General features: G+C 38.0%; 13 protein-coding genes and 2 pseudogenes. 1 reads left to right on the forward strand and 14 read right to left on the reverse strand.

Going from position 1 to position 19273, the window contains the following annotated elements:
• Positions 1-331: 331 nt before the first annotated feature.
• From MHB39_RS19915 to MHB39_RS19965, 11 genes and pseudogenes are all read right to left on the reverse strand, one after another.
• Positions 332-1246, reverse strand: coding sequence for a diacylglycerol kinase (locus MHB39_RS19915; RefSeq protein ID WP_342545090.1), 915 nt, complete (start codon positions 1244-1246; stop codon positions 332-334).
• 72 nt (positions 1247-1318) lie between these two features.
• A complete protein-coding gene (locus MHB39_RS19920) occupies positions 1319-1882 on the reverse strand; it encodes a thioredoxin family protein (RefSeq protein WP_342545092.1) in 564 nt (187 codons plus the stop codon).
• A 157-nt stretch (positions 1883-2039) separates the two neighbouring features.
• Entirely contained in the window at positions 2040-3467 is a 1428-nt protein-coding gene (gene gatB, locus MHB39_RS19925; protein WP_048394874.1) for an Asp-tRNA(Asn)/Glu-tRNA(Gln) amidotransferase subunit GatB, read from the reverse strand.
• 1 nt (position 3468) lies between these two features.
• Positions 3469-4932: an Asp-tRNA(Asn)/Glu-tRNA(Gln) amidotransferase subunit GatA gene (gene gatA / locus MHB39_RS19930; RefSeq protein WP_342545095.1), complete on the reverse strand. Its 1464-nt coding sequence runs from the start codon at positions 4930-4932 to the stop codon at positions 3469-3471.
• Positions 4933-4956: 24 nt separating this feature from the next.
• A complete protein-coding gene (gene gatC, locus MHB39_RS19935) occupies positions 4957-5244 on the reverse strand; it encodes an Asp-tRNA(Asn)/Glu-tRNA(Gln) amidotransferase subunit GatC (RefSeq protein ID WP_004225708.1) in 288 nt (95 codons plus the stop codon).
• Positions 5245-5477: 233 nt separating this feature from the next.
• Positions 5478-6617, reverse strand: coding sequence for a CamS family sex pheromone protein (locus MHB39_RS19940; protein WP_048394876.1), 1140 nt, complete (start codon positions 6615-6617; stop codon positions 5478-5480).
• A 121-nt stretch (positions 6618-6738) separates the two neighbouring features.
• Complete coding sequence (gene ligA / locus MHB39_RS19945) at positions 6739-8742, reverse strand: NAD-dependent DNA ligase LigA (protein WP_048394879.1); 2004 nt, start codon at positions 8740-8742, stop codon at positions 6739-6741.
• A gap of 14 nt (positions 8743-8756) precedes the next feature.
• A pseudogene (locus tag MHB39_RS19950) lies at positions 8757-10319 on the reverse strand (3'-5' exonuclease); the annotation flags it as partial.
• Between the two features lie 100 nt (positions 10320-10419).
• Positions 10420-12336: a group II intron reverse transcriptase/maturase gene (ltrA, locus tag MHB39_RS19955; RefSeq protein ID WP_016994770.1), complete on the reverse strand. Its 1917-nt coding sequence runs from the start codon at positions 12334-12336 to the stop codon at positions 10420-10422.
• Positions 12337-13008: 672 nt separating this feature from the next.
• A pseudogene (locus MHB39_RS19960) lies at positions 13009-13701 on the reverse strand (UvrD-helicase domain-containing protein); the annotation flags it as partial.
• Between the two features lie 32 nt (positions 13702-13733).
• Positions 13734-14423, reverse strand: coding sequence for a heptaprenylglyceryl phosphate synthase (locus tag MHB39_RS19965; protein ID WP_342545097.1), 690 nt, complete (start codon positions 14421-14423; stop codon positions 13734-13736).
• 186 nt (positions 14424-14609) lie between these two features.
• Here MHB39_RS19965 and MHB39_RS19970 point away from each other — a divergent pair.
• Positions 14610-15940 (forward strand): IS3 family transposase gene (locus tag MHB39_RS19970; protein WP_339280167.1). Its coding sequence is split into 2 segments (ribosomal slippage): positions 14610-14991 and positions 14991-15940, totalling 1332 coding nucleotides; the frame shifts between segments, so codons are not numbered across the junction.
• 60 nt (positions 15941-16000) lie between these two features.
• Here the strand turns inward: MHB39_RS19970 and MHB39_RS19975 are convergent.
• The 3 genes from MHB39_RS19975 to MHB39_RS19985 all read right to left on the reverse strand — a co-directional run bounded on the left by MHB39_RS19975 (position 16001) and on the right by MHB39_RS19985 (position 19183).
• Positions 16001-16321 (reverse strand): YerC/YecD family TrpR-related protein, encoded by a 321-nt coding sequence (locus tag MHB39_RS19975; RefSeq protein WP_004225717.1) that lies wholly within the window; start codon positions 16319-16321, stop codon positions 16001-16003.
• Positions 16322-16336: 15 nt separating this feature from the next.
• A complete protein-coding gene (locus MHB39_RS19980; protein WP_016992376.1) occupies positions 16337-17392 on the reverse strand; it encodes a DUF3048 domain-containing protein in 1056 nt (351 codons plus the stop codon).
• 69 nt (positions 17393-17461) lie between these two features.
• Positions 17462-19183, reverse strand: coding sequence for an adenine deaminase C-terminal domain-containing protein (locus MHB39_RS19985; RefSeq protein WP_312127150.1), 1722 nt, complete (start codon positions 19181-19183; stop codon positions 17462-17464).
• Between the last annotated feature and the right edge of the window lie 90 nt (positions 19184-19273).

A 19273-nucleotide genomic window follows, 5' to 3' on the forward strand; every position in this document is an offset into this window, starting at 1 on the left:
TATACAAAGGCAACACTTCCTTTCCCTTATCCATACCCCCATTTTCCACTATTCCAACGAAAAAAACCTTAATAACGGACCGAAACTTCAGTCTATTATTAAGGTTTCAAATTTTGTTCAAGTAATATACGCACATTTGCCAAACATTTTTCTAATTTCATTCACATTCTTACTTCTAAAGCTTAGTTTATGGGATTTAGCCAGTTTTATTCTAATGATGGAATTTTAATTTGGAGCGGCCTCACCTCCTTTGAGAGCGCTTCAAGCAATCAACCAAAAAATACAAAATAAAGCTCATCCTCAATAAAATCGGATGAGCTTTTCGGGTTCATTAAATACGGTCTTCCTCTCGAATATCTGCGAGTGGAACAAAGATTTCGATGTGACGCTTTAGGTTTTCAAATGTAGCAGGAGCGTCTCCGCCATATTCGCCATCGAGGTTAAGGTGGACCTCATTTTCTGTAGTCACTTTGACAACACTAGCTTTCTTGTAGATGACACGATCATCATTTAAATGTTCGCCTCTTAGTGCCATGGCAGCTAGCTGAATAAATTCAGGAAGACTTACCTTCTTTAGCACTATTAAAGTAAAGTAACCATCATTAATGCTTGCATCAGGAGCTAGTTTTTCAAAGCCGCCTACTGAATTCGTTAACCCACATAGGAACATCATAGCGTCGCCATCAAATACTTCGCCATCATATTCAATGCGCATATGTGAGGCTTTGATGGATGGAATCATCTCAACTGCCTTTACATAATAGGCTAGCTGACCAAGCATTGTTTTCATTTTGCTTGGTACTTCGTAAGTAAGCTCTGTAATACGTCCGCCAGCAGCAATATTGATGAAATAGCGTTCGCCATTTAAGAGACCAACATCCACTGGCAATGTGTCGCCTTGAATAATAATGTCTACTGCCTCTTCAATATTTCGAGGGATATGCACGGCACGGGCAAAATCATTTGTAGTGCCCATTGGAATTAGACCAACTTTCGGACGGTTTTCAAATGGACTTACACCTGAAACAACTTCATTTAATGTGCCATCTCCACCAACTGCGATGATGATATCAAAACCGCGTTCTACCGCATTTTTTGCTGCAAGCATTGCATCGCCTTCACATGTTGTTGCGTGACAGGATGTCTCATAGCCTGCTACCTCTAGTTTTTCCAACACCTCTGGTAGATGTTTCTTAAACACTTCGCGTCCAGATGTAGGATTATAAATGATTCTTGCTCGTTTCATAACATACCTTCCTGCTTCATAAGATTCTACTTCATTCAACGATTTATACATTGAAATGTTGCAATGCTCTTGTTATTTTTGTAATGCTTCTGTTACTTGCTTCTTAAAATCCTCATAAACAAATGTCCAATATGTTTGATTGGAGATATTTTCTTCACGAATTTCTGCATAAAGAGCCTTTTGTGCCTCTTCAAAGGTTGGATCTTCTTTATCTGGTAAGCTTGCTCGTTTCGTTACGACGAACTCTTGTAATTCTGGTGCGCGTGGTCCCCATTTTCCAATCACTTCTCCAGCATCATCTAATAATAGATAAATTGGAATTGCACGACCACCGTTTGTTAAATAACGATCAATTAGCTCTGTATCAGCATCACGGAAAACGGTACGCATATCTAATCCTGCCGCTTCAGCAATACGGCGAATAATTGGATTATTTAACATTGCGTCTCCGCACCAATCCTCTGTAATCGTTAAAATTTTAGGTTGTTTTTCTTTTAATAACGCAATAAAACCATCGTTTGTTGGTACTTCAAAGCCATCATAAATACGAAAGCTTTCTTCTTTTAACGTCGTCATGTTCTCCATATATTGCTGTATTGATATAGCTTCATTAAAATACTGTTGTTCTGTTTTCATTGGCTCGTCCCCCTTATTACTGTCTATTCTATATTTTGCTATGGATACGCTTTTTAAACAACTATTAAGTTTCACAAAATGCAAATTTGTTACATTTTTGAATAGTAATAGCCGAGGGAGCAATGAAGCTCTCTCGGCTATTATGTTACAACGAGTATTATCGTTTGGCAATTTCTTGTTGTAATAATTTATTAACCATTGGTGGGTTAGCTTGACCTTTTGTTGCCTTCATAATTTGACCAACTAAGAAGCCAATCGCACGGTCTTTACCATTTTTGAAGTCCTCGATAGATTGAGCATTGTTATCTAAAACTTCTGTTACGATTGCTAGTAATGCACCTTCATCGGAAATTTGCACTAAGCCTTTTGCTTTCACAATATCCTGTGCAGAGCCACCGTTTTCTACCAATTCAGCAAATACTTTTTTACCGATCTTAGAAGAAATTGTACCGTCCGTGATTAATTTTACCATTTCAGCAAGGTTTTCTGGTGTTAATGCAGTATCTTTTAGATCTTTTTGCTCTGCGTTTAAATAAGCAGAAACATCTCCCATTAACCAGTTAGCAGAAAGCTTAGCATCTGCCCCATTTGCTACCATTGCCTCAAAGAAGTCTGAGATCTCTTTAGAGATAACAAGAACTCCAGCATCATAAGGTGTTAAGCCTAGTTCTTCAACATAGCGTTTTTTACGAGCATCTGGAAGCTCAGGAATTTCAGATTTCACACGCTCTAACCATGCATCATCAATTGAAAGACGAACTAAGTCTGGCTCTGGGAAGTAACGGTAATCGTCTGTCCCCTCTTTAACACGCATTAAAATTGTTTTACCTGTTTTTTCATCAAAACGACGTGTTTCTTGCTCAATCACACCACCAGATAATAATACATCTGCTTGACGTAATTCTTCATGCTCTAAACCACGACGAACATAGTTGAAGGAGTTCAGGTTTTTAAGCTCTGTTTTTGTACCAAATTCTTCTTGACCATAAGGGCGAATAGAAATATTGGCATCACAACGTAATGAGCCTTCTTCCATCTTACAATCAGATACGTCAGTATATTGAATAATCGATTTTAATTTTTCGAGATATGCATATGCTTCGTTTGGTGTACGAATATCTGGCTCAGAAACGATTTCAACAAGCGGTGTTCCTTGACGGTTAAAGTCAACTAGTGAATGGTCACCAGCATGTGAAAGCTTACCAGCATCTTCTTCCATATGAAGACGTGTGATACCGATACGTTTTGTATAGCCATCTACTTCAATATCAATCCAACCATTTTTACCGATTGGCTTATCGAATTGTGAAATTTGATAAGCTTTCGGATTATCTGGATAGAAGTAGTTTTTACGGTCAAACTTTGTTTCTTGTTCGATTTCCATATTGAGTGCAAGCGCTGCACGCATAGCGAAATCTACTACATTTTTGTTCAGGACTGGTAGGACCCCAGGATAGCCTAAATCGATTACTGTTGTATTTGTATTTGGTTCAGCACCAAAGTGAGCTGGTGCTGGTGAGAAGATTTTTGAGTTAGTCTTCAACTCAACGTGTACTTCTAAACCAATGACTGTTTCAAAGTTCATGTTATTTTCCCTCCCACATTTGAGGAACTTCTTTATGGAACTCAGTTGCTTGTTCAAAAGCATGAGCCACACGGTAAATAGTTGCTTCATCGAAATATTTACCAATTATTTGTAAACCTAATGGTAGGCCGTTTTCAAAGCCACAAGGAATTGAAATCGCTGGTACACCTGCTAAGTTCATCGGGATTGTTAAAATATCGTTTGCATACATTGTCATTGGATCATCAACATTTTCACCAATCTTGAATGCTGGTGTTGGAGCTGTTGGTCCAACGATAACATCAAAGTCTTCAAATACTTTATCGTAGTCTGCTTTGATCAATGTACGTGCTTGTTGTGCTTTTTTGTAGTACGCATCATACGTACCTGCACTTAGTGAATAAGTACCTAGCATGATACGTCGTTTTACTTCATCACCAAAGCCTTGTGCACGTGTTTCTTTGTAAAGGTCCATTAAATTTGTAACGTTTTCTGCACGGAAACCATAGCGGATACCATCGAAACGAGATAAGTTAGAAGACGCTTCAGATGAAGAAAGGATATAGTACGCAGCTAGTGCATATTTCGAGTGAGGAAGTGATACCTCTTCTACAGTAGCACCTAAGCCTTTTAATACCTCTAATGCCGCAAGCACTGATTGACGAGCTGCTTCACCAACGCCTTCACCAAGGAATTCTTTTGGCACAGCGATACGTAAGCCCTTAACATCACCAGTAAGAGCTGCAGCGTAATTTGGCACCTCAACATTCGCAGAAGTCGAATCATTTGGATCTAATCCAGCGATAGCTTCTAGTAATAGCGCATTATCTTCAACATTGCGTGTAATTGGTCCAATTTGATCTAGAGAAGATGCGAATGCAACGAGACCAAAACGAGATACACGACCATATGTAGGTTTCATCCCTACAACACCACAGTAAGCTGCAGGTTGACGGATTGAACCACCTGTATCTGATCCAAGAGAGAATGGTACTTCACCAGCTGCTACAGCTGCTGCAGATGCACCTGAAGAACCTCCTGGTACGTGGTTTAAGTTCCATGGATTTTTTGTTGTTTTATAGTATGAGTTTTCGTTTGAAGAACCCATTGCAAATTCGTCCATGTTTAATTTACCAACTGTAATCATGCCAGCTTCACGTAGCTTGTTGACAACAGTTGCATCATAGATTGGCATAAAGCCTTCTAGAATTTTAGAGGCACATGTTGTTTCTAAGCCTTCTGTTACGATGTTGTCTTTCACACCGATCGGTAGACCGAATAATGGTCCACGCTTTTCAAATGGTACTTTATCCATTTCAGCAGCTTGAGCAGTTGCTTTTTCTTCGTTTGAAGCAAGGAATGCTTGTACATCGCCATCAAGCTTTGCAATACGCTCGTATGCTTCTTTCGTTAAGTCAGCGATTGATAAGTTACCCGCTTTAATTTCTGCTTGTAACTCCTTAGCTGAACGTTCAAATAGCGTCATGAGGAATCCTCCTATGTTTTAGTATTACATGATAGCTGGTACTTTTACTTGACCATCTTCTTGTTCTTTTACGTTTAACATCATTACTTCGCGGTCTAAACCTTTTACTGCTACGTCTTCACGCATTACATTCACTAATGGTAAAACGTGCGTTGTTGGTTCAACATTTGTTGTATCCAGTTCATTTAACTGCTCCGCAAAGTCTGTAATTTTACCAAGCTGTTCAGCAAATTTCTCTGCTTCTTCTTCTGTAATTGCAAGACGTGCTAAATTTGCCACGTGCTTTACTTCTTCTTTTGTTAATTTAGCCATTTTTCACACCTCCGAATACTTGTTCAATTCATTGTTTTTATTGATAACAATAGGGTTGAATAAAGTTAACCATGCCAATAATCATAACATTTTTCATTTTAAAAATCACAACTTTCACTAAAAATATAGAAACTTTCACTACTATAACAAAGTGTTGTCTCTATCATCCTGTTGTGTTCCTCTATTTCAATCCATTACCATAAAAAATATAGTCAGCACAAAGGCTGACTATATTAATCATAAACATGCACGTAAGGGTCCTTGTCATTGGCCTTTTTGATGATTAATGCCTCAGGACCATTCACTGAAGTAACACTCACTTCCACATGAATATTATCAAATTGATTGATTAAAATCCCTGTTAAATATTGCGTGAATCCTATTATCTCTGCTTTGCCGAAAAATTGGATTGGGATTTCAATCGAAAGGTTTTGTATTTGTTTATTACGATAGAAACCAGTTCCGATCACACTTGTATAGTTAGAAAAATATTTATCAACATCTTGCTTGAAGTTCTTGAAGTTATTGTTGACATCTCGGTATACATCTTGTGAATCATCTGTCGGGAACAAGACGTAATTTTCATCTATACCTTCCCAATCAGCGATGCTGTTCTGCCCAGCTTTTGCTACACCATAGCTAAAGTATGTCCCTGGAATAATTTGATTACGGGCTTGCTGCTTAAACAGACCGACCACAATCGGTACATCCTTTAACTCTTCACGTGAACGTAAACGAGAAACGATTTCAGCAGCCATTTTTTTGCCCTGCTCAATAAGAGTAGACTCTGAAATTGGTTCCTCGTAATATTCACCATACTGTTCTTTTTGATAGTAATAGATAGAATTTAAGGCAAGACCGATTGAAATCCCGCCTAGTTTCACTTTATTATCCTTCGTTTTTGTTAAGTAGTTTTGCTCTACAATATGGGATAAATAAACTGGAGCCTTTGTTGCTCGCTCCTCAGGTGTCATTGTGTCTGTTGTCGGTGGATTTAATCCATCCTCTGTTTGTGAACTACGAGCAAGCCAAGAGCTTACTGTACTTTCAGCTAAATATTGACCTTCTTGGAAGTAGTAGTTTTCTGTGTCGAACTCGTTTTGAGATAAACGCATTAAACCTGATTCAACTTCCTTCATATCATATTTCGTATAAATGTTAGATACCACTAGACCTCTACTTGCACTCTCTTTATAAGGGATAAGCGTCTTATAATAAGATTCATCAATTTGTATGCTTGGAATAATTGTTGTTTCAGCTTTTTCTTTCTGTTGCGTTTCCTGTGTAAGCTCTGTCTCCTTCTTGTCAGAAGGCACACAGCCGACTAGCATTGCAGCAGCTACGATTGCTGGAATGAGTCGAAAAGACTTCATTATTTAGTGCTCCTTTACTAATAGTCAATTTTAGGTCGACGAATCTACTCGACGCCTTGTTGTAACGGTTGTGCACTCAACATTGCCTCCTATTCATAAAAGGGAGGATATCATGCACTTATTAAATGAGGTTAAGTTGTTCAATTAAGTTATCTTCAGTCCAAACTTCGATACCCAATTGCTCAGCCTTTGTTAGTTTAGAGCCTGCATCCGCACCTGCGATCACTAGATCTGTTTTTTTGCTGACACTACCCGTGACTGTACCACCTAACTCTTCTATTTTCGCTTTTGCTTCGTTGCGTGTCAATTGCTCAAGTTTACCAGTTAAGACAATTGTTTTACCTGCAAAAGGACTATCACCTATCGCTACTTCTACTTTTTTACCTTTGTATGTCATATTCACGCCTGCTTCAGCAAGACGCTTAATGACTGCTCGTGCATCTTCATTTGAGAAATACTCCACTAACGATGAAGCCATTTTATCTCCAATTTCATAAATTGCCACAAGCTGCTCCTCTGTTGCAGCCATCACTGCTTCCATTGAACCAAATTCCTCTGATACGATTTTGGCTGCTTTTTCACCAACATGACGAATTCCTAGTCCAATTAATAAACGCTCCATCGAATTTTCCTTCGATGCTTGAATGGCATTTACTAAATTAGTTGCTGATTTTTCGCCCATACGCTCCAATTCCACAAGCTGCTCTACCGTTAAATGATACAGGTCAGAAACATCATGTATTAAATCTGCACGTAATAATTGCTCCACTACTTTATCCCCAAGACCGTCAATATTCATCGCGTTTCGAGAAACAAAATATTTTATGCTTTCTGCAATTTGCGCAAAGCAGGCAGGATTTACACAGCGCAGGGCAACTTCGCCTTCAATCCGAATCAATTCACTATCACAAACAGGGCAATTTTTTGGCATGACAAAAGGGACTGAATCTTCAGGACGTTGTTCTATTAGCACACCCACAACTTGAGGAATAATGTCACCAGCTTTTCGAATAATAACTGTATCGCCAAGACGAATATCCTTATCTCGAATTAAATCTTCATTGTGTAAAGAAGCACGTTGAACCGTCGTTCCTGCTACTTGTACGGGAGTTAAAATCGCCGTAGGAGTAACAACACCTGTACGACCTACTGTTAAATCAATATCAAGTAACGTTGTAACAACTTCCTCTGCGGGAAATTTGTAGGCAATCGCCCAGCGTGGACTCTTTGCTGTATAACCTAGTTCATCTTGCTGAGCATAACGGTCAACTTTAATAACAATTCCGTCAATCTCGTAAGCTAATTTTGGACGGTTTTCTGTCCAATGTTCTATAAAGGCCATTACCTCTTCAATAGTAGAGCATCGTTGGCGTTCTTTATTGGAAGGGAAGCCTAAGCCTTCTAAATAATCAAGCATTTCTGCATGACCGTCGATACCATATACTTCACCGTCTCCGCCAATGGCATAGATAAACGTTGATAATTGGCGACTGGCCGCAATTTTAGGGTCTAACTGACGTAATGAGCCAGCAGCAGCATTCCGTGGATTAGCAAACAACTCCTCACCATTGTCTGCACGTTGGGCATTTAAGTTTTCAAAGGATTTTTTTGGCATATACGCCTCACCACGTACTTCAATCGTAATGGGTTCCTTTAAACGAAGGGGAATCGCACGGATTGTCTTTAAATTGGCGGTAATATCTTCTCCTACCACACCATCTCCTCTTGTAGCCCCTTGTACAAACATGCCATTTTCATATTTTAATGAAATAGCTAAACCATCTATTTTCAGCTCACATACATATGAAAATTGATCTCCGATAGCCTGACGCACTTTACGATCGAATTCTCGTAAATCCGCTTCATGAAAAGCATTTGAAAGACTAAGCATTGGGTAATCATGCGTCACTTTTTTAAAACCTTCTACCACTGCTCCACCAACACGCTGCGTAGGAGAATCGGGGTAAATAAGGGATGGGTTCGCTTCTTCTAATGCAATCAGTTCCTGTAATAGCTGGTCATAGACACTATCTGCTACGACAGGTTTATCTAACACATAATAGGCATAACCATATTCATGCAGTAATTTATTTAACTCCGCTATACGCTGTTCTATTTCGTTCATTTACGTTCCTCCGCTTACGCTTTTTCAATCGGTGCAAATTGAGCAAGTAATCGCTTTATACCAATTGGTTGTGGGAATGCGATATCAAGCTCTGTACTATCACCTTCACCTTTTACACTAACAACCATACCTGTTCCCCATTTTTTATGAATCGCCTTATCTCCAGCTTTCCATCCAAATTGATCTCCCCCCGTTGCTTGTAAACGTGCTGTGGCAGGTTGTGTTTGCTGAATAGCACCCAGCGTACGCTTTTGATGGCCACCGGTTGAACGATTGTTAGTAGCAAATGGTACTGTTGATGTTGTCCCTGCCTTAGAAATTGACTCTGTAATATCTTGAGAAATTTCACCTAAAAATCGGGATGCATTATTAAAGCTTGAACGACCAAAAATCGTTCGGCTTTGGGCACATGTTAAATATAGACGTTCCTCAGCACGGGTCACACCTACGTACATAAGGCGGCGTTCCTCTTCCATTTCTTCTTGATCGTCTAGTGAGCGGGAATGTGGGAAGATGTTTTCCTCCATACCGATAATAAAGACAACTGGGAACTCTAAGCCTTTAGCTGCATGCATCGTCATTAAAATAATATTGCCTTTAGATGCATCCTCTTTGTCGAGTGCATCAATATCAGCTATAAGGGCTAAATCTGTTAAAAAGGCAATTAAGCTTTTATCATCACTGCGCTCTTCAAAAGCCTTTGTGACAGATAAAAACTCTTCAATATTTTCTAAACGGCTTTCTGCTTCAATTGTTTTTTCGTTTTGTAACATTGCTCGATAACCCGATTTATCAATAACTTGCTCCACAATTTCAGTGACAGATAGATATTCCTGCATTTGTGTAAAGCCTTTAATCATGGCATAAAATTGCTCAGCCGAATTTGCTGCTTTCCCTGATAATCCCATGAAAACAAGATCATTCATCGCGTCAAAAATCGAACGATCCTGATCTATCGCATAACGTGCCATTTTTTCAAAGGAAGTTGCACCAATACTGCGCTTTGGCTCATTAATAATACGTGCTAGTGATAAATCATCATCATTATTAGCAATAAGTCGTAAATATGCTAGTAAGTCCTTTATCTCTTTTCGATCATAGAACTTTGTTCCACCTACTATTTGATAGGCCATATTGGACTTAACAAGTACTTCCTCCATTACACGAGATTGAGCGTTTGTACGATATAAAATAGCAAAGTCATCAAATGAACGATTTTCTTTTTCAATTAACTGTTGAATCGTTTGTACAACAAATTGCGCTTCCTCCTGCTCGTTATAAGCTTTATATAGTGCAATCTTTTCACCTTCTGAATTTTCTGTGCGTAATTCTTTTGGGTAACGTGTTGTATTATTTTGAATGACGTCATTGGCTGCCTGTAGGATGCGTTTAGTTGAACGATAATTTTGCTCTAGCATAATCACCTTTGCAGTTGGATAATCCTTTTCGAAGGATAGGATATTCCCAATATCTGCACCACGCCAACGATAGATAGACTGATCGGAATCACCTACAACACAAATATTTTTAAATTTCTTTGCTAGTAACTGTACAAGTAAATACTGAGATTTATTGGATATGGATAGGTAAGCATTTGAAGTAATCTCCTGCTTTTCCCCCCATTCACACCGTACGTGAGGGTTTCCCCTCATACGGCGTTCCATCAATTATGAATCTTTATACTAATACTTTATTTCCAGCTTTCACACGAAGTTTATTTACTTTGTCCAAACTTTGTTTTGTTAACTCTAACATTTGAAGGTATTTATTAATGACGTCTTCTGTTGTGGCATGAATCAGTTTATGGGCTTCTTTCGTTATAAAAACTAAGTTGTCATACTTATCGTTACCACCTTTTGCCTTTGGAACGATGTGATGTAATTCCATATTTTTCAGAATGAGTGCTTCTCCTGTAATAAAGCAAACCCCTTTTTGAGCAATGTATTTAGAAATACGATTGTCGTTGTATTCAATACTACGATTGATGACAGGATTTTTCATGAGATACTTCACAACTTCTTCTGATACTGATTTTTGCTTTTTATGAATCAGACTTCTACCTTCAACTGTATAATTATTGATTTCTTGCGTAAAGTTTGTCGGATTTTTGTGTTTGATTCCATCGATAGGGAATATCGCTACTTTTGCAACGAATGTCTTTTTCTTGCCAAGATAATCTTTGAAATGTTTCTTGTAGTACGTACTTGGCTCACCTTTATCCGATGAAACTTTCTTCAAGCTGTTATATAAGGTTCGTTTGACTGAAAATGCAATTTCACTAAAATCTTTCGTTACCATCGTTGCTTGCTGATAGAAGTTATGAAGTCCTAGAATTGTTGCATTGAGTTTGGACACTTCTGAAGCATTAGATTTCTTTTTAATTCGTTTGATGTTTTCTTTGATTTTGCTAATTGCGTTTTTCTTCGCCTTATTTGTCATGAATGATTTTACGGTATGCTTCTTTTTATTTCTAGCCACTTTCATTTTAAACCCTAGAAATTCCGAAAAGTTTTTCCTTAAATTAATGACCTTTGATTTTTCTTTACTAATGTCGAGATGTAATCTTTCTTTTAACCATTTTTTCACACCTTCGAAAATCTTGAAGGCACTTTTATGGTCTCTACAAAAGATTTTAAAATCATCTGCATATCGCACAATGAACATTTCTTTCAAGCTTGTGGCTCTTTTTAAGGTACTATATTTCACTGACCTATCAAATCTAACCTTGCCACCAATAATTCTTTTACGCTCATAGTTTTTCTGCGTTTCAAACGTTTCCCATTGATTGCTTATCCACCAATCTAATTCGTTTAGCACAATATTAGATAGTAGCGGTGATAAAATACCACCTTGAGGAGTCCCTTTATTAGGTGTTCCTGCTCCTACAATTTCTGCTTTCAGTAGTTTACTTATGATTGAGAGAACCTTTTTATCCTGGATACCCATTGACCACATTTGTTTAAGAAGTTTGCCATGATTGACATTATCGAAGAAACCTTTGATGTCAATATCAACCACATAGTGCAGTTTGTTGATATTTGCTAATGTTACTGCTCTAGAATATGCATGTAAAGTTCCTCTGTTCGGTCGAAAACCGTAACTGTGATGATGGAATTTCGCTTCGCATATTGGCTCTAGAATTTGTTTAATACATTGTTGAATGATTCGGTCCTCGATTGTCGGGATGCCGAGTGGGCGAATTCCTCCATTAGCTTTTGGTATTTCTTTTCTTCTTATTTTGTGTGGTATGAAGTTTTCAAGTCTTTTTCTGACATAATCAATTAATGCGTTCGGGTCTTTTTCTCCGATAGTAATGATTGTCGATTCATTACTACCTTTGGTGAGAGAACCCTTGTTTTTCTTGATGTTTCGATATGCCAGTAAAATATTTTCTCTTCTAATAATCAATTCATACAGATTTTTAAAGCGTTTGTTCATTTGACTTGCTTTGTAAAGGTCATCTAAGGTTTGTTGCATGTCGTAATATTCATTGTTTCGTAAGGACTGTCGTTTTAAAACTTTCTTGTTTGCTGTTTCAGTCAATACTCTCACCACTTTATTACTTCTTTTGGCGATTGCATTTCTTTTAGTCATACGAGAACCTGATAGTATAAAGTAATGTTTTAGTTATTCATAAATTGACTAATGGCTATCCCTCCACCGCTTATTATCACGGCTTCACTGGTACTGTGCCATCACTTTCACTGTGCTTAAAATGAGGTTATACTATAGACGCTTTCCCTCATACCGCTTCAACGAGTGCAATCTCTCCACGTAGCCAGCTTACCACGTTCCAAGAAATCATATCTGTACATATAATACTTTTAGGTCATTCCTCTAACCCTGTTAGCTGGATAGTGCCTGTAACACTATAAGGTGTTTCATAAAGACAAATTTTACTCCACCTCACTAACCCAACAATAAGTTGGTGTACCCTTTCGAATACCTATACCTCTAGAGCCGTACATTCGGAATTTCGTCAGTAGGAAGTTTTGTTCCCTACATTCTAACCATGAGTATTTTTATAGACCCCCAGTCTATCCATCCCACAGAATACCTCTATCCCGCTTTCCTTCTTTCGATTAGGAGGATGTTCAACTGACTTCACCGAGCTTATAACATCATCACGATTGCACGCGACAATGCTATTCGGAGGATTAGGTCGAGCCTTTCAGAGCGTTACCTCATCATTCGACTCATCTGATTTCTTAGTTCTCCTAGCGAAATGATGCTAGTGGCTAATCTTTTCAATTAGCAACGTGTCGCACTATCCTGGTATTCATCTACATGAATATATTGAAATTTATTTTGATAATATTCTAGCACTTCAGGTACACGTTTAAATAAAGTAATCGTTGTCATAATTAAATCGTCAAAATCGAGGGATTGGTTACGGCGTAATCTTTTCTCATAGCCTTTATAGACACGTGCAACAGTTTGTTCATAAGGGTTTTTATCATTCATTTGTCCAGCGTAATCATCCGCTGTTATACACTCGTTTTTTGCTGCACTAATAGCATTTAAAATTGCTCGTGGCTCAAAACGTTTTGGGTCAATATTTTCTTCCTTCATCACATTTTTAATGACTGAAAGCTGATCCGTAGAATCTAAAATAGAGAAATTACGAGAAATGCCTAGCTGATCGATATTACGGCGTAAAATTCTTACACACATGGAGTGGAAAGTCGATACCCACATGCTATCGCCAGTACCATTGCCAAGAATGCCATCAATACGGTCACGCATTTCTCGTGCTGCTTTATTCGTAAATGTAATCGCTAAAATTTTAGAAGGATATACTTCCTTTTCGATAACTAGGTAGGCAATACGATGTGTTAAAACTCGTGTTTTTCCTGACCCAGCACCCGCCATAATCAGTAATGGTCCTTCAGTTGTTTTAACTGCTCTTTCCTGTTCAGGATTCATGCCTGCTAGTAAATTTTTTGTTAACTGTTCCATTTCGCACCGCCTTACAAACATTTGTTCTAAAATTATAACGTATTTTTAACAGCCTTAACAGTCGCAAGTGCAGCTTTTAAATCTTCATAAATAATATTTCCTACTACTACCGTATCTGCAACCTGTGCCATTTCCTCTGCTTGCTTTGCAGATGTTATGCCACCACCATAAAAGAGTCTAGTATGATTTAGTTCGTTTTTAACAGCACTAACTACCTCTAGATTGCCATACATTCCACTGTACTCTAAATAAAAAACAGGCAGTTTAAAGAAATTTTCTGCCATGCGTGCATAAGCTACCACATCATCAATCGTTAAATCTGTTTTCGCACCCGTTTCATGGGCTACTTTACAATCAGGATTTAAAATACAATAGCCTTCTGCTACTAATTCATCCCATACCATAATATCGCCGTATTCCTTAATAGCCTCATGATGTAAATTTTTAATCCATTTTGGATCATCACTATTTAATACCGTTGGAATGAAATAATAGTCATAACCTGGTGTTACCGCATCGATCGTAGAGATTTCAAGTGCTATTGGCACCTCAAAACGACGGACGCGAACAAGTAAATCTAATACCCCATCTAATGTTACATTATCTGTTCCACCAACTAAAATAACGTCTGTCCCAGATTCACAAATTTTTTCTAAGTCTTCATCTGAAATGTCCTTCGCTGGATCTAGCTTGAACACATGTCTCCATTCTAAATAATCCATCTATGTTTACCACCTATCATTTTCTATCTATTCGTTTACAAGTATAGCTTATGATTCACGACAAAAAAATGAAAAAGACCGAGTAGAACTTTAAACTGTACCCTATAAGATAGACACTTTGAAAAAAGTCTATCCTATAGGGTACTTTTGTTTATAATGAGAAAAAAGATGTTGGGGTAGAGTGAAATGACCAAAAGATATTTTACGAAAATGGAACAAGAACAACTAAAATGTAATCCAAATGTGCAAGCAGTTAGCGAGAAAGCGATCACATATACTGACGAATTTAAACGTCATTTTATTGCGGAAAATGAAAAAGGTAAATTCCCAAGAGAAATTTTTGAAAATGCGGGTTTAGATGTTGAATTAATCGGTATAAAACGAATCGAATCTTCAGGCAAACGCTGGCGAGCTTCTTATCGTAAAGCAGGTGTCGGAGGTTTACAAGATACACGTAAAACAAATTCAGGTAGACCTTCCGAACGCGAATTGACATTAGAAGAAAAATTGAAGCGTTTAGAGGCGAAAAATCGGTTACTTGAAGCAGAGAATGAATTGTTAAAAAAGCTCGATCTACTCGAAAGGCAGATGTTGAAGAAGAAATAAAAATCGCTACGACACTAAAATTTGAACTCATCCATCACACGATGAAAAAGTATAAATTAAAGCGTTTAGTCAGCTATTTATGTGATGTGATGGGTATATCTCGGTCTGGCTATTACAATTATTTTTTAGAAAAATCAGCTCAGAAGCGTGTGGAGCAAGAACAAGCAGATGAAGTGGTAAAGGAAATCATTTTAAAAGCGTATCATTTCAGAGGGCGAAAAAAAGGAGCACGTCAAATTAAAATGACGTTAGAAAATCAATATGGAATTACGTACAATCTGAAACGTATTCGCCGTGTGATGAAAAAATATCAGATTATCTGCCCGATTCGAAAAGCGAATCCAACTCGACGTATGGCAAAAGCAACGAAAGAACATCGTACGTGCCCAAATGAATTACAACGCAACTTTAAACAGGGTATGGCCGGAAAAGTGTTACTGACAGATATCACCTATTTAACGTATGGAAGCAGTAAACGCGCTTATTTATCAACGATTAAAGACGCTGAAACGAATGAAATTTTAGCGTATGAAGTGTCGTCTTCATTAAGTATTGATATTGCCCTCAATACGCTTCATCAATTGAAGAAACACCGTCATTTAACGGAAGATGCCTTTATTCATTCGGATCAAGGATTCCATTATACCAATCCACAATTCCAAAAACTTGTGAAGAAAATGGGGTTAGGACAATCCATGTCTCGCCGTGGAAACTGTTGGGACAATGCGCCACAAGAATCATTTTTTGGACATTTTAAAGATGAAACAACTATCGAGAAATGTGAAACATTAGAAGAAGTCAAACGAGAAATTAAGAGTTATATGATGTATTACAACCATTATCGAGGGCAATGGCATTTGAAAAAGCTGCCGCCTGCAAAATACAGACAGCAGCTTCAACAAGTTACCTAGCTTTTTTTAAAATGTCCTTTACAAAGGGTACAGTTTACTTCTACTCAGCCTTTTATCTGACTATTCTTTTGGTGCTTGAAAGGGTTTTTCATCAGGATACAAACGACCTAACATTTCATCATATGTATCATTCCCATAATCGAAGCAGCGACGCACTCGCGAAATAGTTGCAGTACTTGCCCCTGTTTCCTTTTTAATGGATTCGTAGGTTTTCTTTAATCGTAATAAATGTGCAACCTCAAAGCGTTGTGCCAACGATTGAATTTCACTAATCGTACATAAATCATCAAAAAACTTATAGCATTCCTCGATGTCCTTCAACTCTAACACTGCTTTAAATAATTGATCTGTTTGATGCCCCCGAATTTTTTCGATTTGCATACAATTTTCCTCCCTTTAAGGCTGCGTTTTCACCATTGCTTGTAACCCTGGCGAAGATGGTACGAAATGAACCCACGACTTTCCTGGTACAAGCTTTACAGGATCCCCTGTTTGCTCTACAGCCATTGGTATTCCATTAACATTAGCCCATTTGACTTCCCTCAAATAGCCATTTTGAAATACATACGCATTTCCACCAGACGTTAAATCAATTGCTTGGCGACCAATATCATCAATTGTTTGGTGATCCATTTCGAAAAATAGAACATTTGCCAATGACACTGTTTCGCCTGTTAACATATCTTTAGTGTCCACGCTAGCCGATTGTCGTTCATAGTGATTAGTTTGATGATCATACACATACGCGTTATGGAAATCTTCATTATTTCCGTAATAAATGTCAACTTGACTTGTTTCAATACCTATTTTACCACGTTCATCTGGTTCATAAAAAGCCTGAAGTACTTTTTCACTGTAATTCATTGAAGCGCCTACCATTTCAGCACCTTTTAGAATGTTTTCTGCTGTAATATAGGAATTGTGTGGTGCAACGCGGTCGTTAGAACGTTTAAACAGAATACCATCATAAGCCATACCGTTGATATTGTCGACGATACGATGATCAAGCATTGTTTTCGCCTCTGGGCTATAGCCATGTGCTACATAAAAGGCATCAAATCCCTTGGCCATATCGATAAAATAAGAGCGTGCACTGCGAACTGGCCCAATATTTTCAGGCAGTTCACTTTGGTATACTGCTAAAAAGCGTGTCACATTACCTTCTGCAAGCATTTCATAAACAATATCCGCCGCAGCTAAGCCTGATTGTGGACGTGCCGCTGGATGATTATTAATGGTTACGATAATTGGTCGCTGTGTAATTTCTTCTTTTACAGCCTCCCCAGTAAGTGGTGCAACAAAAGCTGGTTGTTGCACAGGCTCCTCCACAACTGCTTCTTCCTCTACAATTGGTTCATCATCCTCTTTGACTTTTGGTGTATCCTTTGAACATCCCCCGATCACCAAAGCACTAAATGCAATAGCAATCCATAATTTTCTCGATTTGAACACAAGCATATCTCTCCTTTGAACAATTACACATATTTGTAATTGTTTAAACAACTGAAACACTTTCATGAATTAGCGCATAACAGCAGGTAATAATAACTTATTCTTCATGACATCGAAAATTCCTTGTGGTGTTATACGAATATACGGTAAATGAGTAGATTGTAAAAATAATAGTGTATAAATGGCATCTCCTAATTGATAGCCTCGATCTGCTAAAGCTTGTTTTAAAGCCTTTTCTTTCTCTGTTAAAGTGAATACATCTCCATCATATAAAAGTCCACCAATTGTTAATGGTATATCCGCTATAACTTCTCCTTTTTCGACGAGAACAATACCACCATTCATGGCCTTCATTTTTTCGAAGGCTTTCATCATATCGTCTTTATTTTTTCCAATTAACAATATGTCACCCGTGTTGGAGTAAGAGGATGCAAAGCCTTGGACATCTGTTGCAAATCCTTTAATCATTGTATTTACATGCCATTTGCCTTTTCGGTTAATGAGCATTAAATAGCACTCATCATGATTTGCCAATTGCCCTTCTTTAGTGATTAAAGAATTATAAGGCTTTGTAATGACATCATTGACTAATTGAATACCAAACGGCATAGAAAACTGGAAATCCTGTGAATCTAATGAAAAATCTAAATCTAAAGCTGGGATGGCAGAATAATCAATTGGCGCCATTCTATGCACACGATCCCCATCACGCTTCAACCAGACACCCTTTGATATGACACTTTCTGGAACAGGATGATATTCATCTTGTAAAATATTGAGCGAAGCAAAACGCCCCGTCGCGATAAAACCATGTAAATTGGACATGTTATAATAACGTGCCACATTATAGGAAGCCATTTGATAAGCATCGATAGGAGATACCCCTGCATCTAAAGCTACTTGAATGCATTTATCCATCACACCATCCTCATGGAATGAAGGTGTCGAACCATCTGTCGTCATCATTAAATGATCAAAAATTGGAAGCTGTTTTTCTACTATTCCTTTTAATAGATGCGGTAAGTCCGGTCGAATGGAGGAATGACGTAATGTAACAGCATAGCCTTGCAGGATACGACGCTCTACTTCTTCCACTGTCATTGCCTCATGATCCCCATCAGCACCAAGCAGTTTCATGCGTGCCAACGTTCTTTCTGAAGCTCCTGGGAAATGTCCTTCAATTTTTTTTCCGAGTCCCTTAGCCATTTGCATACGATAAAGCATTTGATCGTCACCATGCAACAGTTTAGGCCAGCCTGTCAGCTCTCCACCAAGCAAGACATCACTTCGCTCTAACCACTCTAATATAGAGGTATTAGAGAAAACCTCTTCCTCTTGCTCCAATTCAGTTTGTGAATCAAAGCGAGTCCACCAATAAAAAGAAAAGGGCAGCTTTTTCAAACTCTCTAAAATTGAAAACGCTTTCTTATTTTCCAAATTTAAAACAAAACTTAAATTATCCGAAATAAAAGTCGTTGTCCCGAGCTGACCACAAAAATCTGCAAATGACTGTGGATGATAAAGCTGAAACGGATGAACATGTGGTTCAATATAGCCAGGTACAATTGTTTTTCCCGTACAATCCACCACTTCTGTTCCTTCTAATAAAGGAGGCATTCTGTCACCAGCATAGACAATGCGATCTCCCAAAATCCAAATGTTTCCTACAATAAATTGTTTTAACATACTATGCAAATAACGTGCATTTTTCAGTACGATATCTGGTGCCTTTTTCCCATCGATTACTGCTAATTGCTGACGTATTTTTGTTATTTTCCATACTGGATCCATACTATTCGCTCCTTCCTAAATTACGTAATTTTTCATTGTGTAAATCCAACTTGAAATCACATACTACTACTGCATAATCGCATATTTTCA

Source organism: Lysinibacillus sp. FSL K6-4013 (genome assembly GCF_038630435.1).
GTDB lineage: Bacteria > Bacillota > Bacilli > Bacillales_A > Planococcaceae > Lysinibacillus > Lysinibacillus boronitolerans.